Source organism: Paenibacillus rigui (assembly GCF_002234615.1).
Taxonomy (GTDB): Bacteria; Bacillota; Bacilli; order Paenibacillales; family NBRC-103111; genus Paenibacillus_S; species Paenibacillus_S rigui.
Genome location: NZ_NMQW01000024.1, coordinates 26,988 through 48,602 on the forward strand (window position 1 = coordinate 26,988; position 21,615 = coordinate 48,602).

Consider the following 21,615-nt stretch of genomic DNA (forward strand, 5'->3'; position numbering starts at 1 on the left):
AGTGATCATAATACTAGTGAGAATAATTATCAATATCAATTAGATGGCCTAAAAATGAAAAATTCGCTTATTACCCTGGTGATAGCGCTATCATTTTAATTTTTAATAATGTTATTACCATCTTGAATAAGCAGAATTCGCTTGTTTTATATGATATTGATAATCATTATCATTTAAGGTATAATTTTATTCAGAATCGCATCTTGGAGGAGATCCAATCCGTGAAAATGTTTGAGAAGCTGGAAACGTTTCTAATCCTCGCCGCCTGCGGTTCTTTCACTGAGACAGCCCGGCAGCTGTTCTGCTCACAGCCAACCATCAGCAATCACATCCAGCAGCTGGAGGAAATGCTTGGTACGAAGCTTTTTGAGCGTTCGGGCAAGTCGGTCGAGCTAACCCTGCAGGGGAAAATCTTTTATGAATACGCTCAAAAAATAACCCGGCTCTTCGACGAAGCCGCCGCTGCGATAAAACAGGCCGCCCCGCCCAAAACGATACTCTCCGTCTATGCCAGCAATTATATGGGCGTCTATGTTGTACCCGAATGGCTGCGCCAATATCATGAGAGCTACCCTGCCCAGCAGTTCGAGCTGCATACGTACGGCTATGATGCGCTGCATCAGTTATTGAAACAGGATAAAATCCATTCTGCCTTCATGCCGCTATACGAGAATGATCCGTACATTCAGTCGGAGTTTTACCGTACTGTGCTTTTCGAGGATCAGTTTCTTCTGGTCTTCCCGAGCGGCCATCCATGGACCGACAGAAAGCTGCTGTACACCCGCGATTTGAACCATACGACGCTGCTGCTGCCCCAAAGCCGTTTGCTGCAGAGCTGCATTGTTTCCCCTCTCCAATCGGCACGAATTCAATTGACGACCGTAGCCATGAGTAATTTCGAGGTGATCAAGGAAGCCGTCAAATCCGGGTTGGGCATTGCCTTCCTTCCCTATTACGCCGTCCGGGAGCAAATCAGCAAAGGGGAGTTGAGAACCATTCCGGTTTGCGGGCTTCACATCAGCCGAAAGAACGGCTTTATTCACCGGAAAAGCTCTTGTCTTACCCCGGCGGAGCAGGCCTTCTTCAGCTGTATTCAGCATGGAGCCGACCCCGATAACGGGCGGATCGAGCTGGCGAATCCATAGTTTTTCGCAAGAGGGTTGATTTTTCTTCCCGCGTATCATATAATAACTCTTGCTTCGCATTTTTCGTACACGCTGTGCGCCCGTGGTCCAATGGATATGACGTAGGCCTCCGGAGCCTGAGATTAAGGTTCGATTCCTTACGGGCGCGTAATATGGTACTACCATGAAAGAACCTTTGATTCTTGCATCGTTGTCCTTGGGCAATGAACCTGATCAAAGGTTTTTTTGTGCCTCTTGTTTGACCTTTCTTGACCTTTGTTTGTTTTTCCGCTATGATGGTTATAGTGTTACCATATATGAACTTTAAGGAGGCTGCAGCTTATGAGTTTCATTCCCATGGTCGTTGAACCGGATGCAAGAGGAGAGCGCGCTTATGACATCTACTCCCGTTTGCTGAAGGATCGCATTATTTTTCTAGGTACCCCGGTTAATGACGTTGTGGCCAATGCCATCATCGCTCAACTGTTGTTCCTGGCTGCTCAGGATCCGGATAAAGACATCTCCTTGTACATTAACAGCCCTGGCGGTTCCATTACTGCGGGCATGGCTATCTACGATACAATGCAGTTCATCAAGCCGGATGTATCGACCATCTGTGTCGGTATGGCCGCTTCGATGGGCGCGTTCCTGCTCGCTGCCGGAGCCAAAGGCAAACGCTTTGCGCTGCCGAACAGCGAAGTCATGATTCACCAGCCGCTGGGCGGAGCCGAAGGCCAAGCGAGCGACATCGAAATTCGCGCGAAGCGCATTCTCAAAATGCGCGATAAGCTGAACCACATCCTGGCTGAGCGCACAGGCCAAACCTTCGAGCAAATTGAGAAGGATACGGACCGCGACAACTTCATGTATGCTGAAGAAGCGGCAGCTTACGGCTTGATCGATAAAGTGATCGAGAGAGTATAATTCGCTGAAAAAAAAGAAACAGGACAGTCCGAATCGGACTGTCCTGTTTCTTTTGCAGCGTTGCTCTTTTGTACTCCCACTTCCGTGGAGAAAAGGCACCGACGGAGGGGAAAGGAGTGTGTCGCAGGTGCGAAGCGAGCTGCCTTTTCTCTACGCCCTACTCTTTATCGTCCAAAGGATAGAAGATAAGATCAATCGGGAACGCCGAACCTGCCGGTGGCGTAAACTCGATATCCAGGGAGTCTTCCTTGCCCGTTGTCTTCGCCAGGATCTGCATGCCGTCAAAAGCAGTCAGCACGCCGGATTCCGGCACCAAACGGATTTCACCGTTAATTTTGAATGGCCCCTTGAAAATACCGCCGTACGGCATTATCATGACCGCCATCTTTCTTGGCTTGTCGGCATGAATCTTGTACACCATGCCATAGTTTCCTTCGTTCTTCACGTTCTCCTTGCGCATCGGGTCATACCCTGGCTGGAACGGATCCGATTTCCCGTCTCCGATAATAAGCCGCGACGGTGTCGTGAAGGAGCTCGCATCGATGTTCCAATTCACTTGAGATACCTGGAACGAGCCGCGAACATGGCCGGTAAACGGCAGCAGCGGGAGGTTCAACGAGTTCTGATTCACTTCCGATGTAGCTACGAAGGAAAACTGAATTTCACCGTCTGTTTCTACGTCATAGAACAGATTAACACCTTGGCTCGGATAAAATTCCGGCATTTGCGAATAAATAAGCGTTGTTTTCGGAGGAATGACCATACTTCCGTTTTGCGGATCATTCATCAGGAATTCCACGCTCGCTTCATTCCCAATCAGGTTGGCGTAAACAGAAGGCCATACTTCCCCTTTGTTGGTCGTTTTGATCGTGACCGGCTTATCGGTCGTATTCTTTGCCAGGATGGCAAGATTGACCTTTTCCTTCGTTCCATTCACGTGATCTGCGTAAAGGCGTCCTTTCCCGTTCACCGTATCCTGGTATAGGATTCCTTTTTCCGTGAATTCCTCAGGGCTGTCACTCACGAGCAGCTTGCGGGATGAGTCTTCCGTCACTGTCTTAGGGAGCTCAGGCAGCTTCCAGAAGTTGCCCCACAGCGTGCTCCAATCCGTTTTGATAAAGCCGCCGACAGGCTTCATGTAGATCGGGTACTCAATTGCACTTAAGTAGGTTTCATTCGAAATCGTAATGACACGGGAATACGTCTCGCTTTTGTTGCCGTGCGCATCCCATACGGTCAAAGTCACATTGTATTTTCCCGGTTGAAAGAAAGCTTCCTCTTTATTCGTCCATTCCGCTCTGGCTATGCCTTCCGCATCCGGATCATAGCTCAGATCCACATATTTCACAGGTTCCCCGATACGGTACGTGTCCTTCGCAAAGGAAAACTTCGCAACCGGCTTGGAGTTGCCCGTGTTCGGAATATAAATGCCGTTAGGCAGTTGAGTGTGAATCACCTCTACCCGACGAAGCTCGTCGTTGTATGTGTAGCGTGCTCCCATATAATCAGCCAACCAAGTCAGCTTCACCATCAATTTGCCTTCCGGACTAATCGCCGCCGCGGAATCGAATGGCTCCATGACGCCGTTAATCCAAACTTGCTTGCGATCGCTGTCCAAAATAATGTTATAGCCTGGGGTATTCATTTCCACTTGACGGGTCTTGTCGTTCCATTCTACCTTCAACCCCATCGCATCGCCCAAAAACTTAGCCGGCACATACATCTTGTCCTTAATGATCGTCGCCGGGGACTCCAGCTTCACCTGCTGTCCGTTCAGAAAAGCGTCCGTTTTGTCCACATACAGCAGGATGTACGTCGAGGTCGACGCAATACCGGCCGCAGAGGCCAACGGTGTGAAGAGAACGGTACAAAGCATGGTGATGAGAACCATTAGCGACATTTCTCTTTTTAACTGTTTCATCTCTCTACTCCTTTAAAATAAATAAATAAGGACAGCAAAAAACCTTTCCTACAGAAGACACGTCTTTATAGACGCTCTACTCAAGAAAAGGTTGCGCTTTTCTGCGGTTCGCATACCGTCCATCATTTGACATACCGATGAACGGTACTCCTTGTACCAGAGAAAAAAGCTTCCTTAACGGAAGCCCGTGGCAGTATTATTGATTCTCCAGTTCCTCTTTGCTGACCAAAGTGACTAAAGCGTTTACAGCCTGCTCGGCGTCCGAACCCTCTGCACTAATGTATACTTCTGTACCTGTACTGATGGCTAGGCTCATGATACCCATGATACTCTTGGCGTTCACTTTCTTCTCATCCTTCTCCACAAAGATCTCGGAAGAGAATTTGTTCGCTTCTTGAACGAAAAGTGCCGCTGGTCTGGCATGAAGGCCTGTTTTCAACTTCACAACTACTGGGCGTTTCGACATTCCAACCCATACCCCCTACAATCATAAATTGCAAATGACCATTCTTCATATAAATGACCATGAAAAAGCGATTTTTCAACTATTATACCATTTTCCTAACCGATACACTAGGAATATTGCAAAATTACACAAAAAATCTATATTTACCGATGGTGCGCCTACGATTTCCGGATTTTCTCGGCCATCTCGTCAATTTTACGAAGACGGTGATTCACACCGGACTTGCTGACTTGACCCTTAAGCAGGTCGCCGACTTCTTTTAAATTCATATCCGGATGCTTCAGCCGAATTTCAGCCACCTCGCGCAATTTGTCCGGCAGGTTTTCCAGGCCGAGCTCCTTTTGCAGCAATCGAATATTATCAATCTGACGCACAGCCGCACCGATCGTTTTGTTCAAATTCGCGGTTTCACAATTCACCAGACGATTGACCGAGTTGCGCATATCCTTCATAATCCGCACATCCTCGAAACGAAGCAGCGCTTGATGCGCCCCGATCAGGCTGAGAAACTCGATAATTTTCTCGCCTTCCTTAATATACAGCACAAAGCCCTTCTTGCGTTCGATACAACGGGCGTTCAGATCAAACTCATTGGCCAGCTCACAAAGGGCCTGGCAATGCTCTTCATACATCGATGATATTTCCAGATGATACGATGAGCCTTCCGGATTATTTACCGAGCCTCCGGCGAGGAAAGCTCCACGCAAATACGCACGCTTACAGCAGTCTTCCTTAATAATCTCTTTCTCGATGCCAGGCGTGAAAATAAATCCTTCGGATACAATGTGCATCCTTGATAAAATTTCCTGTACCTGATTCGGCACGCGGACGATGTAGACGTTGTTTTTTTTCAACCGCATTTTTTTGCGAACCAGCAGCTCGGTATGGACATGAAACTCTTTCTTCAGAAGCGAGTAAATCCGTCGGGCAATGGCCGCATTCTCGGTTGAAATATCCAGCACGATACGCTGATTCGTCAACTGAACGGAGCCGTTCATCCGAATGAGTGCGGACAGCTCAGCCGTCTCGCAGCACGCCTCGGATTGGATCATGGTCAGTTCTTTCTTCGTTTGCGCGGCGAAGGACATGGCAATCACCCCTTCTTGAGCATCCAGCTCTCCACCAATTGATAAATATGCTGACTCAGCTTCTCCGCGTCATGCCTTAAATAGGTCCGGAACAAAATCAGCTGGTCTGCAATGACTTTATAGCCTTTCTTCGTGACCTCATCCAGATCCAGATGAACCACTTTTGCACCCTTCTCCGCATAACGATCCTGCACCTGAGGCGGAATTTCCCCATTATTGACGATAACATAATCGAATAAGTCCTGCCCGACATGATCTCGGACTGCCCTCAAATGGTCGCTGACGGCATAGTGATCCGTCTCTCCAGGCTGCGTCATCACATTGCAAATGAACATTTTAAGCGCCTTGGATTCGACAATGGTACGGGTAATTTCAGGTACAAGCAGGTTCGGCAAAATACTCGTGTACAGACTGCCCGGCCCGACCAAAATCGCATCTGCCTGCTCCAGAGCCTCGATCGCTTCGGGCAAAGGAGATACCTGCTCCGGCTCGATAAATACCCGCTTGATGGTTTTCCCAGCCTTCGGAATTTTGGACTCGCCCTCGACAATCGTACCGTCGGTCATTTCCGCTTTTAACACAATCGCATGATTCGCAGCCGGCAGCACCTGCCCCCGAACGGCAAACACACGGCTTAGCTCGCGAACGCCCGTAACAAAATCACCGGTAATATCGCTCATCGCTGCCAAAATTAGATTACCCAAACTATGGCCGGCTAATCCCTGCCCTTTCTCAAATCGGTACTCCAGCATCTTGCCGAGCATCGGCTCCACATCCGCCATTGCCGTCAAAACGTTGCGTATATCGCCGGGCGGCACCATCTCCAGCTCTGAGCGCAAAATGCCTGAGCTGCCCCCGTCATCGGCAACCGTGACGATCGCCGTAATGTCCAAAGGCTTCTCCTTCAATCCGCGCAGCATGACGGAGAGTCCGGTGCCACCGCCGATCACGGCAATCCGAGGCCGACCTCTTCCCCCATGGCCGGTTGTCATTTTTTCACCTCGACCCGATCGCGTTCAGCATCCCGATGATTAACCCTGACAATCTCGGTTTCGCTGTTGCCCATCACTTTACCCAAATATTCGGCAATCGCTACGGAACGGTGCTTGCCTCCCGTACAGCCGATACCGACAACCACCTGACTCTTGCCTTCCTTCTTATACTGTGGTACAAGAAAGTGCAGCATATCCAGCAGCTTCGTCAAAAACTCCTGTGTTTCGTTCCATTTCATTACATACTCGTACACGTCCGGATCTTGGCCCGTGTTCGGCCGAAGCGTCTCCACATAGTGGGGGTTGGGCAGGAATCGCACATCAAAGATCAGATCGGCATCGATCGGCACGCCATATTTGAACCCGAACGAGATGACATTAATGGAAATGCCATTCGACTCGATGTTCGTAAACCTGGCAATAATCTTCTCTTTCAGCTGCGCAGGCTTCAGATTACTTGTATCGATAACCTGCGTTGCCAATCCCTTGAGCTCCTCCAGCAGCTTGCGCTCCTGATGGATGCCTTCCAGAGGGGCACCCGTCGGGGCCAGCGGATGCTTGCGGCGGCTCTCCTTGTAACGCTGAACCAGTACTCCATCGGTGGCGTCAAGAAACAGGATTTCGTAGGTGAGCGTATGGTTCTCCTGCACGTAGCGCAGCGACTCCGACAAAGAAGTGAAAAACTCTCTTCCCCGTAGGTCGATCACAAGCGCTACTTTGCCGATACGGCCTTTGGATTGTTCAATAAGCTCGGCAAATTTGGGAATCAACACAGGAGGAAGGTTATCCACGCAGAAAAAGCCCAAGTCCTCCAAGCTTTGTACCGCAATGGTTTTGCCTGCGCCGGACATGCCGGTAATGATAACCAGCTTTCCTAAGGTATGCATTTCTTCCATGGGATGGTTCCCTCCCCTTTTCAAAACTATCAATCTATCAACTTATGAGAAACTATGACCAAGCAAAAAAGCGAAGCCAAACACGGCTAGACGTTCAAGCCTGCCGATACAGCTTGCATTCTGCGCCGATTCTGTTGCATGCCACCGCCCGATAAGCCTTTACTGTATCTTATGCAGGCTGCGGCCGGCTGCGACCTGTGGAATAAAGTTATTATATGCTTGAGGCGACTAAGAACGGAGGTTCAAGCCTGCCGCACCTACAACACCCGCATCATTACCCAAAATGGCCGGAACGATATCCACGCCTTCCTTGGCGGACTCTTGTGCATACTCATTAAAATATTTGCGGATCGCATCGAATAAAATATCTCCGGCCTTCGATACGCCCCCGCCCACAATAAATCGCTGCGGGTTCAGGACAACAGATACAGCGGCCATCGATTTACCCAAATATAAGGCTGCGCGATTCACGATACGCAGGGCAACCTCATCACCGGAATCCGCCGCCTCGAATACTTCCTTCGCCATGATGTTCTCCACCAGTGCCAGAGAAGTATGTTCTCCGCGTTCCACCGCTTCCTTCGCCATACGGATAATGCCCGTCGCTGAAGAAACGGTCTCCAGGCAGCCCTTTAGGCCGCAGTTGCAGTTGATTGCTTCCAAATCCGGTACCACGCTCATGTGCCCGAGCTCGCCGGCCATCCCTTTATAGCCTTGAAAGATCTTTCCATTTATAATGATTCCGCCGCCTACGCCTGTTCCAAGCGTATAGCATACCACATTCGGCAAGCCTGCTCCGGCGCCGCTCCAAGCTTCGCCCAGCGCAGCCACGTTAGCGTCATTATCAATCTTCACTGTTTTGCCGAGCTTTTCTTCGAGTATTTTTTTGACAGGCACGTTGCGCCAGCCCAAATTCGGGGACAGCTTGATGAAGCCTTCGGGAATATCCATAAATCCGGCGATACCTGCTCCGATACCTGCAACCTGCTCCCATTCATACGGAGAATCCGCTACCAGCTTACGAACATATTGCGCGATGTTCTCCAGAACGACATCGGCTCCATGCTCGGTCCCCGTCGGACCTTCATAGGTTTGCAGCAGCTTTCCAAACTCATCGCAAAGTCCCACCTTGATGGCCGTTCCGCCCAAATCGACTCCAACGTACACTTTTTCTACCATGCCTTGGTCACCTCATAAACATATGATCACATAAGAAAAATAAACGAATGCACCGTCCTGCAGCGGACGGTTACGACGGTCATGCATAAATGCTCCATTTTAACTATAAGCCAACCCTAACTACAGGTCAAGGCACGTGCTCAAGCGTTATATCTTTATCACAAGGATAAACGACCTAAGCCGTCTTTCAAGATGGCGTTCCTTTGTCAAGGTAGACGAAGTATGAGAACACTTCTTAGCTACTGAAAAAAACGTGGAACTTCCGCCCCACGTTTTTCCTTATAGTTATACCGATTGGCTCCAGTCATGAACCGCATGCCCATCCAAAAACTTCTCGCAATCGAGGGCTGCCATACAGCCGCTGCCTGCCGCTGTAATCGCTTGGCGATATTTGCTGTCCTGTACGTCTCCGCAAGCGAATACGCCTTCGATGTTCGTCATGGACGTGCCCGGCTTCACCAAGATATAGCCATGATCGTCGGTTGTAATTTGGCCGCCCAGGAAGTCCGTGTTCGGCTTATGCCCGATCGCTACGAAGATGCCGTCGGTTTCAATGACTTCTTCTTCGCCGGTCTCGTTGTTCTTCACCTTCAAGCCGATTACGCCCTTATCACCGGAAATGACCGCGAGCGGCGTCCGGTTCAAGCTCCAGGTTACTTTTGCATTCTCGCGGGCACGATCCTGCATAATTTTGGAGGCGCGCAGCTCACTGCGGCGGTTCACTACGCGAACCTCTGTTGCGAAGCGCGTCAGGAAGTTCGCCTCTTCCATAGCGGAATCCCCGCCACCGATGACGATAATTTTTTTACCGCGGAAGAAAAAGCCGTCACAGGTTGCGCAAGTGCTCACACCGCGTCCGATGCTTTCTCTTTCATTCTCGATACCGAGCAGCTTCGCGGAAGCGCCTGTCGAGATAATGAGACTCTCGGTTTCAATCTCACCGACACCTTCAACCGTCAGCTTGAAAGGACGTTTGGAGAGATCGACCTTCGTGACCCAGCTTGTTTTGAACTCGGCGCCGAAACGCTCCGCTTGCTTGCGCATATTGTCCATAAGCTCAGGCCCCATGATGCCTTCAGGGAAGCCGGGGAAATTTTCCACCTCGGTCGTGGTTGTCAGCTGCCCGCCTGGCTCCGGTCCTTCAATGACCAGTGGGTTCAGGTTGGCGCGAGCCAAATAAATAGCTGCTGTCAGACCGGCAGGTCCGGTCCCGATGACGATTGCTTTGTACATGAAGAACTCCTCCTATAGATTAGGCAATATAGCTAAAGCTTGAGGAAGGTCGGGAAAATAGCTTCCATTTTCTCCTTCAGTCCGCAGGCTTCATCAATCACTTTTACATGCTTGCTGATGGTGGCTACCGATACGTTGTACCGATTGGACAGCTCATGAAATGAGATGGCCCGGCGATGCATCTTGGCCGTCAAATATTCCAGTGCTGCGGCCCATCCTTCGATCTTGGCGATCTTCGGCGTGTTCGGGTACATGCGGGTTAAGAACTCCACCCATAAGGTTTGTAAATCATATTGCTGAACCATATCGTATCTGCGGCTCATTTGCTGCAAGGCCATATCCATTATCGCCTGCCACTTCGGCTCCCAAACCGGGAGATTCGGGGAGAAAGGCGCAGCCGGCACGGTCCGCTTCAAGCCGTCCAGCACAGCTGTAACCGGCTCTTGCAGGCCCATATTGCGAAGCACGAAGATGGCGACCTTTTTCAAATAGTCGTCCTCGCTCGGCTCTTGAATAAACTCAAGCAGCGCTTCCTTCACTTCGTTATCGGCTATGAGGCCGAACGCCTGAATCACCTGCAGCTTGGTGTCCGTATCCCCGTGGCGCAGCGCCCAGAAGAAGGAAGAGCGCACCAGCGGGTCCCGTTTCAAATGGTCGGGTAAGCCTTCGGTGGATTTCTCCAGTCCGCGGAATTGCTCTTCGAATGGAAGATGGTAATGATAGCTCACCGGCGGTTTGACCGATTCATTGCGTGAGTTGCGCAAAATGTTCAAATAAAACTTCGGAATCTCCGACCCGGGGTCGAATTTATCCGCTTGGCGCCACTGACGCTCCGCCTCATCGTACCTTTGGGTGTTATAGGCGGCCACCGCTGTGTAATGGAACAAGCAGGGATCAAGTCCCGCCTCTCCGGTCTTAAGCAGCCGCTTGAACAGACGGAAAGCTGTCTCATGCTCACTTAAGATACCCATTGTGGTAGCTAATTTAAACACATGATCCTGGTGGAACGGATACGTCTTGCGAAGCACCGTAAGCAGCTCGCCCAGATTCTCTTTATCGCCGAAATGCTGGTAAAAGATAGCCAGATTGCACAGCGCATGAAGGTTTCCGTGGTCAAGCTCCAGCACTTCCTTGATCTTTTCGACGGATTTGTCAAAATGACCCATATAGTAGTAAGCCAACGCCAAATTGTTGCGTGCGGCCATGAAATCAGGGTGTTTTTTTATAATTTTCTCGAGAATCCGAACAGCTTCGCCAAACTTGCCTTCCTCCAGCATACTGCGGGCACGGTCGTGCTCGAACATGCCTTCCCGGCTTTTGATCGAAGTCAGCTTGGTCGGGCGGTCCAATTCGTAGCTGAGCAGCTCAATCATTTCCTCAGATTCCTCCAGGAACTGACCGGTTTCATCATGCTCGAGGTAATGAATAATGGCCTTCTCCGCCGACTCATAGTTTTCCATATTCGCAAAATTGTTAGCCATGTAGAAATAACATTCGGTCATGGCCGGATCGATCTGATCCAATACGTGTTGAAGAATATTGTTGGATTCTTCATAATTCCCCATCTCCGAGAGAAGGCCTGCCAAATTACAATGATTAACCGGATTCTCCGGCTCGTATTCGGCAGCGCGACGAAAATACTTTAATGCCTTATCGTAATGATATCGGTCCAGGGACTGAACAGCTCGTTCGAAAAAGAACGTGGCATCCATTTTCATCGGTATGACCTTCGCAGCTTGGGTTGGGGTGGCACGCTTTTTCTTCTCCATTAAGTAAGGCACCTCCGGTTCCGTCTGGAATTGTGTAAGAAACCAGCGTTAGTCATTAGCAAGTATAGCATAAATTAAACAAATGCACATGCAGGACAGGCGCAAGCACATTGTGCCTACGCCTATATCCGTTAAACACCGCCGTATTTGAACAACGAGCTGATGGAGCCGCCGTCCTTGATGATGCGAATCGCATTGGACAAAAGTCCCGCGATAGAAAGCACCTGGAATCTCGAAGAATGGTCTTCAGGAATGGCAATCGAGTCGGTAATAATGACTTCCTTGATGTTCGGGTGATCCAGACGCTGCAGCGCCGGTCCTGAGAATACCGGGTGCGTCGCACAGATGTACACATCGTTCGCACCGCGTTCTTTCAAGCCTTCGACAACATTGACAATCGTTGTGCCTGTATCGATCAAGTCTTCTATAATAACCGGCGTCTTCCCTTTCACATCACCGATAACGTGGGTAACTACCGCTTCATTATGAGCATAACGTTTCTTGAACATCATCGCGATAGGCGCTTCCAGCACGTTCGCTAAGTTTTCCGCCCGTGTCACGCCGCCCGCATCCGGGGATACGACGATCAGGTCAGGGATGTTTTTCTTCTTAATATGATCGCTTAACAAATCCATCGCCGTCAAATGATCGACAGGGATATTGAAAAAGCCTTGGATTGCCGGAGCGTGCAGGTCGATGGTTACAACACGATCGGCTCCCGCAGCATTCAACAGATCGGCAACCAACTTCGCGGAAATCGGTTCACGCGGCGCCGCTTTACGTTCTTGACGGGAATAACCATAGTATGGCACGACAAGGTTGATGGTTCTGGCCGATGCACGTTTGGCCGCATCCATCATAACCAACAGCTCCATAAAGTGCTCATTGATCGGATGGGAGAACGTTTGAACCAAAAATACATCACAGTTACGAATCGTTTCTTCGAAAAGACAGTAAATTTCACCGCTCTTGAATCGGGAAAGCTTGATTTGGCCAAGAGGAACATCCAGCTCCTTACAGATTGCTTGAGCAAGCTTGGGATTGGATGAACCCGAAAATACTTTAATGTTGTCGCTTAACATGGTTACCTCCGCAATGGATTGTTTACGTTTACGTTTAAAAATTCACAAGGGGTTGCTGTCCGAGCATCTATGACACCAAGAGTCATTATACAATAAAAATGTCCTCAACCCCATTATACATGAAAAGATTCGATTAAGAAAAAGGCATTTCCGTGAAATGAAGGGTAGTTTTACCCATTTCTTACGCAGCAGGCCGGTTTCGGTTGCACGATTGTGTCCCTCTATCCTGAATTTAACAAGTGCTGCCACGATCCGTACATAGAGGAAGGGCAAGGAAGAAGTCCCGTTGTTCGGATCACTTCAGTCCAATGCCCTTATTATGACATCCCGACGGTCCGTTCAACCGTGGTTGTCGATGATTGTCGTTTATTTTTTGGAAAGATGGCGGCGTTCCAATTCTTTCATGACGTCATCCAGCGGCAGCTTCTGCTCACGGAGCAGCACCATCAGGTGGAAAATCAGGTCGCTGGCTTCGTAACGAAGCTCATCATGATCGCGGTTTTTGGCGGCGATGATGACCTCGGCGGTTTCCTCGCCCACCTTTTTCAAAATTTTGTCGACGCCTTTCTCGAACAAGTACGTCGTATAAGCTCCCTCCGGACGCTCCGCCTCGCGGGAAGCGATCGTCGCTTCCAGCTTCGACAAAATCTCGAAACGATCGGCCGCCGGCTCAGCAGCTTCGGTGACGTCTCCACCGTTCAGCTGCACCTCGTTGAAGAAGCAGCTGTATTTGCCGGTATGACAGGCCGGGCCTGTCTGGTCAACCAGAACAAGCAGTGTATCGCCGTCGCAATCGTACTTCAGCGACTTCACCTTTTGCAGATAGCCACTGGTCGCGCCCTTATGCCACAGCTCGCTGCGCGAGCGGCTCCAGAACCACGTTTCCCCGGACTCGACCGTCAGCTTGAGTGAATCTTGATTCATATAAGCCATCATCAATACTTCTTTGCTTGCCGCATCCTGAACGATGGCAGGTACCAAGCCGTGTGCATCCCATTTAATATCTGCAGCCAGTTGTTCGATTTGTTCTGTACTCACCGCACTTCCACCCCTTTGGTTCTTAAGTTCGTCTTCACTTCATCGATCGTAATCTCTTTATAATGAAAAATGGTGGCGGCCAAGCCGGCATCCGCCTTGCCTTCCGTAAACACATCGTAGAAGTGCTCTTTCGTTCCCGCCCCGCCCGAAGCGATAACCGGAATCGTTACACGCTCGGAAACAGCCCGTGTGAGAGGCAGATCAAAGCCATCCTTCGTGCCGTCCGCATCCATGCTGGTCAGCAAAATTTCACCGGCTCCGAGCTCCTCGACCTTCTTCGCCCACTCGAGCGCCTTGATTCCCGTACCATTGCGCCCGCCGTGCGTGAATACTTCCCACTCGCCCCAGGCCTCATTGTACCGCGCGTCGATCGCAACAACAATACACTGGGAGCCGAAGCGGCGTGCCCCGTCCGAAATAAGCTGCGGGTTTTTGACCGCTGCCGTATTAATGCCAATCTTGTCGGCGCCCGCGCGCAGCATCCGTTTCATATCCTCCACGCTCGAAATGCCGCCGCCCACCGTGAACGGGATCGTGATCTCGCCTGCGGTCTGCTTCACGACCTCGACCATCGTCGCACGCCCTTCCACCGAAGCGGAGATGTCCAGGAACACCAGCTCGTCGGCGCCCTCCCGGTCATAAATAGCCGCAAGCTCGACCGGATCTCCCGCATCGCGCAGGTTGACAAAATTCACGCCTTTAACGACTCGGCCGTCCTTTACATCCAGGCAGGGAATAATTCGTTTCGCCAGCATGCTAACCGTCCCTCCTCTCGCACAGCTTCAAAAAGTTGCCGAGCAGCTGCATCCCGATGCTGCCGCTCTTCTCGGGGTGAAACTGCATGCCGTACACGTTGTCACGGCCCACAATCGCCGTCACCTGCTGATAGTAGTCCGTAACGGCAAGCAGGTCTGACGGCTGCTCCGGCTGTACATGATACGAGTGCACGAAGTACACGTGCCCCGGCTCTACGCCCTCGAACAGCGGGCTGGGCTGCACGAATTGCAGCCGATTCCAGCCCATGTGCGGCACCTTGTAGTCGCCGCGGAAGCGGACGACCTTGCCCGGCAGCAGGTTCAGCCCGTCGTGGGAGCCATGCTCCTCGCTGTGGCTGAACAACAGCTGCATGCCGAGGCAAATGCCAAGCATCGGCTTGCCGCTCTGCGCATAGCGGATCGCCGTGCCGTCCAGACGCGACTCGCGCAGATGCTGCATGGCGTCGCCGAACGCGCCGACGCCCGGCAGAATGGCTCCGTCTGCTGCCAGAATCTGCGCTTCGTCGGAGGTGACGACGGCTTCAAAGCCGAGTCTCTCGACGGCCTTGGCCACGCTGTGCAAATTGCCCATACCATAGTCGAAAATGGCGATCATGCTACAGCACTCCCTTCGTCGATGGCACGCCTTTCACGCGCGGGTCGATGCTTGTCGCCTCGTCCAGCGCACGTCCAAGCGCTTTGAAAATGGCCTCGATCATATGATGCGTGTTATGGCCATAATGCAGGATGACATGCAGCGTAATTCTGGCTTCCAGCGCGAATTTCCATAAGAACTCATGCACCAGCTCGGTGGAGAAGCTCCCCACCTGGTGGGACGGATACGCCGCACGGTATTCGAAATGCGGCCGGTTGCTAATATCGATGATGACCTGTGCCAGCGCTTCATCCATCGGAATGTACGCACTAGCATAGCGCTTAATGCCGGACTTGTCGCCAAGCGATTCACGAAGGGCCTGGCCGAGCACGATCCCGATATCCTCCACCGTATGGTGGTCATCGATTTCGATATCACCCGTCGCTTCTACCTTCAAATCGAACATTGCATTTTTGGTAAAGGCATGCAGCATATGATTGAAGAACGGTACATCGGTTTCGATCTCCGCCACACCGGAGCCGTCCACGTTCAAGGACAGCTTAATGTCCGTTTCACCGGTCTTGCGCGCGATGCTGGCCGTGCGGGACAATGCATTGGAATCAGCCACGGGACTTCCCTTCTTTCTCAAGTCGTATTTGAATCGCGCGGGCATGGGCTTCGAGCCCTTCATGCTTCGCAAGCGCGATAATTTTGTCTCCGTTCTGCAGCAGCGCTTCCTTGCTGTAGTAGATCACGCTGGACTTCTTCATGTAGTCGTCCACGTTCAGCGGGGAGGAGAAGCGCGCCGTACCGTTCGTCGGCAGCACATGGTTCGGCCCGGCGAAGTAGTCGCCAACCGGCTCCGAGCTGTAAGGACCCAGGAAGATAGCGCCTGCGTTCTCAATGGCGCTCAAATACTGGAACGGCTCGCTTGCGATGATCTCGAGATGCTCAGGTGCGAGCTGGTTCACGACGCGCACGCCTTCCTCGAGGCTGGCGACCGTGAGAATCGCACCGTAGTCGCGGATCGACTGCGAAGCGATGTCCTTCTTCGGCAGCGTTTCGAGCTGGCGGGCTACCTCCGCCTGCACGGCTTCCGCCAGTGCCTGCGACGGCGTGATGAGAATCGCCGAGGCCATCTCGTCATGCTCCGCCTGGGACAGCAGGTCCGCCGCTACATAAGCGGCGTCGGCTGTCTCGTCGGCGAGCACGACGATTTCGCTAGGGCCCGCGATGCTGTCGATGTCGACAGCGCCGAAGACGTAGCGCTTCGCCAAGGCGACGTAGATGTTGCCGGGCCCTACGATCTTGTCCGCGGCCGCGATCGACTCCGTGCCGTAGGCCAGTGCCGCTACGGCTTGCGCGCCGCCGACGCGGTAGATCTCACGTACGCCCGCTTCCGAGGCGGCGACGAGAATGTGCGGATCGATGCCTGCGGCTCCAGCGGTTGCCGGAGGCGTCACCATGACGATCTCCGGCACGCCCGCTACTTGTGCGGGGATTGCGTTCATTAAAACGGAGGACGGGTACGCCGCCTTCCCGCCCGGCACGTACAGGCCGACCCGGCGCAGCGGCCGGATCACTTGTCCCAGGATGCTGCCGTCGGGCTGCAGATCCATCCAGGACGTGCGCTTCTGCTTCTCGTGGAAGCGCCGCACGTTGTCCGCCGCCTCCCGGATCGCGGCGAGAAAGCTCTCGTCCACCTGTGCATAGGCGGACTCGATCTCCGCTTCGCTCACGCGCAGCTCGTCGACGGTTACCCTGTCGAACTGCTCGGCGTAGCGGCGCAGCGCCGCATCGCCTTCGCGGCGCACCGTTTCAATGATGCGCTGCACGCTTTCGTTCTGCTCCGGCGAGCCGTATTCTACCTCGCGCTTTAGCGCGAACGCATTAGCCGGCATGATTTTCATCACGCATTCCCCCTTCAATTCTGTATGTGTAAAAGTTCCGCCCGGTTTCAAGCGGATCTATTCTTTCGGTTAGGCATACACCTTACAACCTATTTCCCCGCCGTCGCCATCGTCTGCTGCAGCTTGTCGCACAGCGCCTGTATGGACTCGTTCTTCATGCGGTAGCTGACGCGATTGGCAATCAGACGGCTCGTAATCGCAAAAATTTGCTCCTGCTCCACCAGCCCGTTCTCACGCAGCGTTTGTCCGGTTTCGACCATATCGACGATCCGGTCGGCCAAGCCGATCAAAGGTGCAAGCTCAATCGAACCGTTCAGCTTGATAACCTCGACCTGTTGGCCCCGTTCACGGAAATATTGCGAAGCGACATTCGGGTACTTCGTAGCCACCCTTGGATTCAGTACCGGCTGCCAGTCCGGCAGACCGATCACCGACATGCGGCAGCGGGCGATGCCCAGATCCAGCAGCTCATACACGTCAAGGTTTTCTTCCATCAGTACGTCCTTGCCGACCACACCGATATCGGCCACGCCGTATTCCACATAAATAGGCACGTCTACAGGCTTCGCCATAATGAACTCCATGTTCGCTTCCGGCACCGGAATAATCAGCTTGCGGGAATCGTCCATATCTTCGGGAATCGGGAGTCCCGCCTCGCGAAACAGCTTGGAGGCCTGCTTATAGATACGCCCTTTGGGCATTGCCACTTTCAATACGTCCTGCATGCTTCACGCCTCCTTATCCTAGTTGAATCACGTCTTGGTATACGATGCCGTTCACACGGTACGAATCATCGCCCTGACGGACAGCCTCTATTGTAGCACCCTCAGTTAATCGCGTCTCTACCATAACTCCATCAAGAGCGCGCAGCTCCCTTGCTTTCGCAAAGGCCGCCTCCCGCTGTGCTGCCGTATAAGCAACCAATATGCGTTGGAGCGGCTCGTTCGGCTGCTTGCTGACCACTTCAAGGATCCGGTTTGTTTTGAGGGCAAAGCCGGTCGCCGGGGCCGGTCGTCCGAACTGGGTGAGCAGGTTATCGTATCTCCCCCCGCTGCATACCGGGAAGCCAAGATCCGATGCATACCCCTCGAAAGTCATGCCTGTATAGTAGGAGAAATCTCCAATCATCGTCAAATCAATCAGTACATGCTCGCTGACACCGTAAGCCTGCAGCACGTCCCATACCTCGCACAGATGCGCGATGGATTGCTGAGCCATCGGATCCTTCGTCACCTGCTTCGCTTGGGCGCAAATTTCTTGTCCGCCGCGAAGCCTGAGAATGCCTTCAAGCTCCTTCTGCACTTCCGGAGCCAGCTCAAGCGACTTGATCGTGTCGCGGTAACCGACATAATCGCGGTTCAACAAACATTCCTTCAACGCTTGCTGTGCTTCCGACCGGGCCTGCAGCGTTTCATTAAACAATCCTGTCAGGAAGCCGACATGACCCAGGGCAATCTTGAACTCCTTCACACCCGCGGCCTGCAGGCTTGCAATGGCCAAAGCAATCACTTCGGCATCAGATTCCGACGAAGCATCCCCGACAAGCTCGACACCCGTCTGGAAAAACTCAGCGTCTCTGCCCGCCTCCGCCTCAAAGGCACGGAACACATTGGCGTGGTACGATAACCGGATCGGAAACGCCTCTTCTTTTAACAAGGACCCGACCACCCGAGCGATCGGCGCCGTAATATCGGAACGCATCACCAGTGTGGTGCCGTTGCGATCGAGCAGCTTGAAGAGCTTGCGGTCCTCTGTCGAGCTGGCTACCCCTACTGTATCGTAAAATTCCAGCGTCGGGGTCATAATCTCGCGATATCCCCACCGCTCCATACATTCCAGCACATTCGACTTGATGGTACGCAATTTGGCTACCGCCTCGGGAAGATAATCCTTCACGCCGGTCGGCTTTTCAAATACTTTCGGTTTCGACACCGATCCTCACCGCCTATATAAACATAAATGATTTTTATCTTATTCGCTTTAGTTCGCTAATATGCTACCATACTACCAAAATAAAGAATGTAATCGTAAGTTTATCATTCCGGCCCTCTTCCGTCAACGTTTTTAGCTGATGACCCAAGCCCTTCGTTTTTCATAAAGCCTTCCATCCTGTGAAATCAAGATTACCCAAACCACACTGATATTAGGGGGAACCGGCTTGGAGGCTGCGCGTGCGTTTAGGCAGTCCCCATGCTATGAAAAAGAGGACTATGGAAGTCGTCCGCTTCTTTCGCCCTCTCTGCTTCACCTATACCCCATCCTACCCGTTAACGGTTCACCGGATGAACTCCGCCCGCAGCTGCGATTTCAACGGGTTTCCTGAGAGGAGTCCTGCTGCCGCACGTCCTCGCGGATAACCCGTAGCGGATTGCCGGCTACAAAGCTGTAGGGCGCAACGTCCTTATGTACGACCGAGCCCGCCCCAATAACCGCATGATCGCCGATGGTCACCCCTGGCAAAATCGTCGTATTCGCCCCGATCATGACGTGGGACCCGATACGAACCGTACCAATCCGGTACTCCTTAATTAAATACTCGTGCGTTAAAATCGTCGTGTTGTAGCCGATAATGCAATTGTCCCCCACTTCGATGCGTTCCGGAAAGAACACATCCACCATCACCATCAAAGCAAAGGAGGCATGCTCCCCTACCTTCATCCCCAGGATGTGGCGGTAAATCCACCGTTTCAGGGGCAAGGAGGGAGCATACCTGGAAATTTGAATCCATATAAAGTTACGAACCGCCTTAAACCGGCTTACCGTCCGATACACCTGCCACAGCGAATTCGGTCCTTCCACAGGAAATCGGTCTGTCTTTCTCAACGGGAATCCCCTCTGTTCTTCTATGTCCCTATCCGGCGCTATTTTCCAGTAAGCTATTAGCCCTTCACGCCTACGATCGGCAGCAGCTCCGTAATATCATCGATGATATAAGTGGGATTGTAGCTTTTCAGGTATTCGATGCCTTTCATGGACCAGGCCACCCCGGCCGATTGGACACCTGCATTGTGCGCCGCGTCAATATCATAGTGGCTGTCGCCTACCATTAAAGTCGTTTCCGGACTGGAGCCAAGCTCCTTCATGGCTTTGCGGATGCCTTCCGGATCAGGCTTCGCCTTTTGCACGTCATCTACCGATACGATGGTCTGAAAATAATCGGACAAGCCGCAAAGCTTCAATCCCATAAGCGAAGTCAGCCTTACCTTGCTTGTGACGATGCCGAGCTTGATGCCTGCCGCATGCAGCTGGGCAACCGTTTCTTTCACCCGCGGGAACTCCGTCACCAGGTCATCATGCTTGCCTACATTGAAGGCCCGGTACTTTTGCACCAGGTCCTCGACCTCGGTTCTGCCCGTAAAATATTGCATTTGCTCCACCAAGGGGCGCCCCATATTCGGAATGATGTGCTCACGCGTCACCGGTTCCGGGGTAACCCCTTCGAACGTGTGCAAAAAGGACTGAATGATCAGCTCGTTCGTATCAATAATTGTTCCATCCAAATCAAACAGTACGGTTTGTATCATGCTGCTCCTGCTCCTTTGTACTTCTTCTCTATAAGTCCGTGGCTTACCCCTGCTCGCCCGGCTTTCCGATCGGTTCTGCCGGGTCCTTCTCCTCGGATACTGAGCCTGCGGATGGAATGTGTACCGCATCGCGGTCAGACCGTACTGCTTCGGCCTTTTCCTGCTCCTGCGCTCCGCCACCGCCGATGCGCTCTACCGGGTCCGAATAACGGGTGGAGGCCGCTCCCGTTTTTCTCCGGTAGGCCATAAACACAAATGCGAACAGTACAATCAGCACAGCCAGCAGCTGGGAAATCCGCACGTTGCCCCCGTAGGTCATAAAGCCTTGCTCGAACCCTAGCCACGTCATCGGCGCCCAAAGCGCGTGCATCAGGCTGGCCAGCCAAGCCGGACCGGTAAAGTCCAAGCTGTCCGTTCTCAGGGCTTCGATAAAGAAACGTCCAATCGAGTACCAGATGAAATAGCTCATGAACAATTCGCCGGCACGCAGAAACGGTCTGCGGCGCAGCCAGAACAACAGAAGCAGCCCTGCAAGGTTCCACAACGATTCGTATAAAAAGGTCGGATGATAATATTGACCTTCTATGTACATTTGGTTGACGATAAAATCAGGCAAATGCAGCGTGCTGCGCAGGAATGCCTCGCTAGCCGGTCCCCCGTGCGCCTCCTGGTTCATAAAATTGCCCCAGCGTCCGATGGCTTGTCCTACGATCAGGCCCGGCGCGCAAAAATCGGCAATGCGCCAGAACGAGTAGCCTTTCCTCCGAACATAAATAACCGCTGCAATGATGGCGCCGATCAGCGCTCCGTAAATGGCAATGCCGCCGTGCCATACTTTATAAATTTCCGATAAATTATCTCGGTAATCTTCCCACTTAAAGGCCACATAATAGATGCGGGCGCCGACAATTGCGGACGGAACTCCGATCAGGACCAGATCCATGAAAAAATCCGGATTCATCCCGAACCGCTTGCCCTCCTGAATCGCAAGAACCAGTCCCACCAGTGCAGCGGTCCCCAAAATAATGCCGTACCAGTGCACCTGCAGCGGGCCGAGCCCAAAAGCGATTGGATTGATTGCGAGTAACATACGTTTCCCCCTCAAACTTATTGACGTGC

The 21,615-nt window shown here is 52.2% G+C and carries 21 protein-coding genes and 1 tRNA gene; 3 read left to right on the forward strand and 19 right to left on the reverse strand.

What is annotated here, in order from left to right:
• The first annotated feature begins 227 nt into the window (after positions 1-227).
• The 3 genes from CF651_RS17445 to clpP all read left to right on the forward strand — a co-directional run bounded on the left by CF651_RS17445 (position 228) and on the right by clpP (position 2,048).
• Positions 228-1,145, forward strand: a complete 918-nt coding sequence (locus tag CF651_RS17445; RefSeq protein ID WP_245856012.1) for a LysR family transcriptional regulator — start codon at positions 228-230, stop codon at positions 1,143-1,145.
• Positions 1,146-1,221: 76 nt separating this feature from the next.
• A tRNA-Arg gene (locus tag CF651_RS17450) sits at positions 1,222-1,293 on the forward strand.
• A 173-nt stretch (positions 1,294-1,466) separates the two neighbouring features.
• Positions 1,467-2,048, forward strand: a complete 582-nt coding sequence (gene clpP, locus CF651_RS17455) for an ATP-dependent Clp endopeptidase proteolytic subunit ClpP (protein WP_094016157.1) — start codon at positions 1,467-1,469, stop codon at positions 2,046-2,048.
• Between the two features lie 157 nt (positions 2,049-2,205).
• On the opposite strand, the gene CF651_RS17460 is transcribed toward clpP, so the two are convergent.
• From CF651_RS17460 to lgt, 19 genes are all read right to left on the reverse strand, one after another.
• Positions 2,206-3,969, reverse strand: coding sequence for a copper amine oxidase N-terminal domain-containing protein (locus tag CF651_RS17460; RefSeq protein WP_094016158.1), 1,764 nt, complete (start codon positions 3,967-3,969; stop codon positions 2,206-2,208).
• 196 nt (positions 3,970-4,165) lie between these two features.
• On the reverse strand, positions 4,166-4,435 hold the full coding sequence (locus CF651_RS17465) for an HPr family phosphocarrier protein (protein ID WP_076230567.1): 270 nt from the start codon (positions 4,433-4,435) through the stop codon (positions 4,166-4,168).
• 158 nt (positions 4,436-4,593) lie between these two features.
• Positions 4,594-5,523: a DNA-binding protein WhiA gene (whiA, locus tag CF651_RS17470; RefSeq protein WP_094016159.1), complete on the reverse strand. Its 930-nt coding sequence runs from the start codon at positions 5,521-5,523 to the stop codon at positions 4,594-4,596.
• A 5-nt stretch (positions 5,524-5,528) separates the two neighbouring features.
• A complete protein-coding gene (locus CF651_RS17475) occupies positions 5,529-6,515 on the reverse strand; it encodes a gluconeogenesis factor YvcK family protein (RefSeq protein WP_094016160.1) in 987 nt (328 codons plus the stop codon).
• The gene (gene rapZ / locus CF651_RS17480; RefSeq protein WP_094016161.1) at positions 6,512-7,411 is read right to left on the reverse strand and encodes an RNase adapter RapZ; all 900 of its coding nucleotides are present in this window, start codon (positions 7,409-7,411) and stop codon (positions 6,512-6,514) included. The genes CF651_RS17475 and rapZ overlap by 4 nt, the downstream gene beginning before the upstream one ends.
• Before the next feature lie 228 nt (positions 7,412-7,639).
• On the reverse strand, positions 7,640-8,590 hold the full coding sequence (locus CF651_RS17485; RefSeq protein WP_094016162.1) for an ROK family glucokinase: 951 nt from the start codon (positions 8,588-8,590) through the stop codon (positions 7,640-7,642).
• A gap of 285 nt (positions 8,591-8,875) precedes the next feature.
• Positions 8,876-9,823 carry a thioredoxin-disulfide reductase gene (trxB, locus tag CF651_RS17490; RefSeq protein ID WP_094016163.1) on the reverse strand — a complete coding sequence of 316 codons (948 nt, stop codon included), beginning with the start codon at positions 9,821-9,823 and terminating at the stop codon, positions 8,876-8,878.
• A gap of 32 nt (positions 9,824-9,855) precedes the next feature.
• Complete coding sequence (locus CF651_RS17495) at positions 9,856-11,592, reverse strand: tetratricopeptide repeat protein (protein ID WP_094016164.1); 1,737 nt, start codon at positions 11,590-11,592, stop codon at positions 9,856-9,858.
• Positions 11,593-11,723: 131 nt separating this feature from the next.
• On the reverse strand, positions 11,724-12,674 hold the full coding sequence (locus tag CF651_RS17500) for a ribose-phosphate diphosphokinase (RefSeq protein WP_094016165.1): 951 nt from the start codon (positions 12,672-12,674) through the stop codon (positions 11,724-11,726).
• 366 nt (positions 12,675-13,040) lie between these two features.
• Positions 13,041-13,712, reverse strand: coding sequence for a bifunctional phosphoribosyl-AMP cyclohydrolase/phosphoribosyl-ATP diphosphatase HisIE (gene hisIE, locus CF651_RS17505; protein WP_245856004.1), 672 nt, complete (start codon positions 13,710-13,712; stop codon positions 13,041-13,043).
• Positions 13,709-14,467 (reverse strand): imidazole glycerol phosphate synthase subunit HisF, encoded by a 759-nt coding sequence (hisF, locus tag CF651_RS17510; RefSeq protein ID WP_094016166.1) that lies wholly within the window; start codon positions 14,465-14,467, stop codon positions 13,709-13,711. The genes hisIE and hisF overlap by 4 nt, the downstream gene beginning before the upstream one ends.
• A 1-nt stretch (position 14,468) precedes the next feature.
• A complete protein-coding gene (gene hisH / locus CF651_RS17515; protein WP_094016167.1) occupies positions 14,469-15,083 on the reverse strand; it encodes an imidazole glycerol phosphate synthase subunit HisH in 615 nt (204 codons plus the stop codon).
• A gap of 1 nt (position 15,084) precedes the next feature.
• Positions 15,085-15,690, reverse strand: coding sequence for an imidazoleglycerol-phosphate dehydratase HisB (gene hisB / locus CF651_RS17520; protein WP_245856008.1), 606 nt, complete (start codon positions 15,688-15,690; stop codon positions 15,085-15,087).
• On the reverse strand, positions 15,683-16,972 hold the full coding sequence (gene hisD / locus CF651_RS17525; protein WP_094016169.1) for a histidinol dehydrogenase: 1,290 nt from the start codon (positions 16,970-16,972) through the stop codon (positions 15,683-15,685). Before hisD ends, hisB begins: the two co-directional genes overlap by 8 nt.
• An 89-nt stretch (positions 16,973-17,061) precedes the next feature.
• Entirely contained in the window at positions 17,062-17,697 is a 636-nt protein-coding gene (gene hisG, locus CF651_RS17530) for an ATP phosphoribosyltransferase (RefSeq protein WP_094016170.1), read from the reverse strand.
• Between the two features lie 13 nt (positions 17,698-17,710).
• Complete coding sequence (locus CF651_RS17535) at positions 17,711-18,904, reverse strand: ATP phosphoribosyltransferase regulatory subunit (protein ID WP_094016171.1); 1,194 nt, start codon at positions 18,902-18,904, stop codon at positions 17,711-17,713.
• 375 nt (positions 18,905-19,279) lie between these two features.
• The gene (locus tag CF651_RS17540; protein ID WP_094016172.1) at positions 19,280-19,795 is read right to left on the reverse strand and encodes an acyltransferase; all 516 of its coding nucleotides are present in this window, start codon (positions 19,793-19,795) and stop codon (positions 19,280-19,282) included.
• Positions 19,796-19,851: 56 nt separating this feature from the next.
• Positions 19,852-20,496 (reverse strand): pyrophosphatase PpaX, encoded by a 645-nt coding sequence (ppaX, locus tag CF651_RS17545; RefSeq protein WP_094016173.1) that lies wholly within the window; start codon positions 20,494-20,496, stop codon positions 19,852-19,854.
• Positions 20,497-20,539: 43 nt separating this feature from the next.
• The gene (gene lgt / locus CF651_RS17550) at positions 20,540-21,586 is read right to left on the reverse strand and encodes a prolipoprotein diacylglyceryl transferase (protein WP_094016174.1); all 1,047 of its coding nucleotides are present in this window, start codon (positions 21,584-21,586) and stop codon (positions 20,540-20,542) included.
• Positions 21,587-21,615: the final 29 nt, after the last annotated feature.

What these genes read in the sequence shown, in the direction of transcription:
- CF651_RS17445 (WP_245856012.1), top strand. Translation starts at nt 228, where the DNA reads ATGTTTGAGAAGCTGGAAACGTTTCTAATCCTCGCCGCCTGCGGTTCT.
- clpP (WP_094016157.1), top strand. Translation starts at nt 1,467, where the DNA reads ATGAGTTTCATTCCCATGGTCGTTGAACCGGATGCAAGAGGAGAGCGC.
- CF651_RS17460 (WP_094016158.1), bottom strand. Translation starts at nt 3,969, where the DNA reads ATGAAACAGTTAAAAAGAGAAATGTCGCTAATGGTTCTCATCACCATG.
- CF651_RS17465 (WP_076230567.1), bottom strand. Translation starts at nt 4,435, where the DNA reads ATGTCGAAACGCCCAGTAGTTGTGAAGTTGAAAACAGGCCTTCATGCC.
- whiA (WP_094016159.1), bottom strand. Translation starts at nt 5,523, where the DNA reads ATGTCCTTCGCCGCGCAAACGAAGAAAGAACTGACCATGATCCAATCC.
- CF651_RS17475 (WP_094016160.1), bottom strand. Translation starts at nt 6,515, where the DNA reads ATGACAACCGGCCATGGGGGAAGAGGTCGGCCTCGGATTGCCGTGATC.
- rapZ (WP_094016161.1), bottom strand. Translation starts at nt 7,411, where the DNA reads ATGGAAGAAATGCATACCTTAGGAAAGCTGGTTATCATTACCGGCATG.
- CF651_RS17485 (WP_094016162.1), bottom strand. Translation starts at nt 8,590, where the DNA reads ATGGTAGAAAAAGTGTACGTTGGAGTCGATTTGGGCGGAACGGCCATC.
- trxB (WP_094016163.1), bottom strand. Translation starts at nt 9,823, where the DNA reads ATGTACAAAGCAATCGTCATCGGGACCGGACCTGCCGGTCTGACAGCA.
- CF651_RS17495 (WP_094016164.1), bottom strand. Translation starts at nt 11,592, where the DNA reads ATGGAGAAGAAAAAGCGTGCCACCCCAACCCAAGCTGCGAAGGTCATA.
- CF651_RS17500 (WP_094016165.1), bottom strand. Translation starts at nt 12,674, where the DNA reads ATGTTAAGCGACAACATTAAAGTATTTTCGGGTTCATCCAATCCCAAG.
- hisF (WP_094016166.1), bottom strand. Translation starts at nt 14,467, where the DNA reads ATGCTGGCGAAACGAATTATTCCCTGCCTGGATGTAAAGGACGGCCGA.
- hisH (WP_094016167.1), bottom strand. Translation starts at nt 15,083, where the DNA reads ATGATCGCCATTTTCGACTATGGTATGGGCAATTTGCACAGCGTGGCC.
- hisD (WP_094016169.1), bottom strand. Translation starts at nt 16,972, where the DNA reads ATGAAAATCATGCCGGCTAATGCGTTCGCGCTAAAGCGCGAGGTAGAA.
- hisG (WP_094016170.1), bottom strand. Translation starts at nt 17,697, where the DNA reads ATGCAGGACGTATTGAAAGTGGCAATGCCCAAAGGGCGTATCTATAAG.
- ppaX (WP_094016173.1), bottom strand. Translation starts at nt 20,496, where the DNA reads ATGATACAAACCGTACTGTTTGATTTGGATGGAACAATTATTGATACG.
- lgt (WP_094016174.1), bottom strand. Translation starts at nt 21,586, where the DNA reads ATGTTACTCGCAATCAATCCAATCGCTTTTGGGCTCGGCCCGCTGCAG.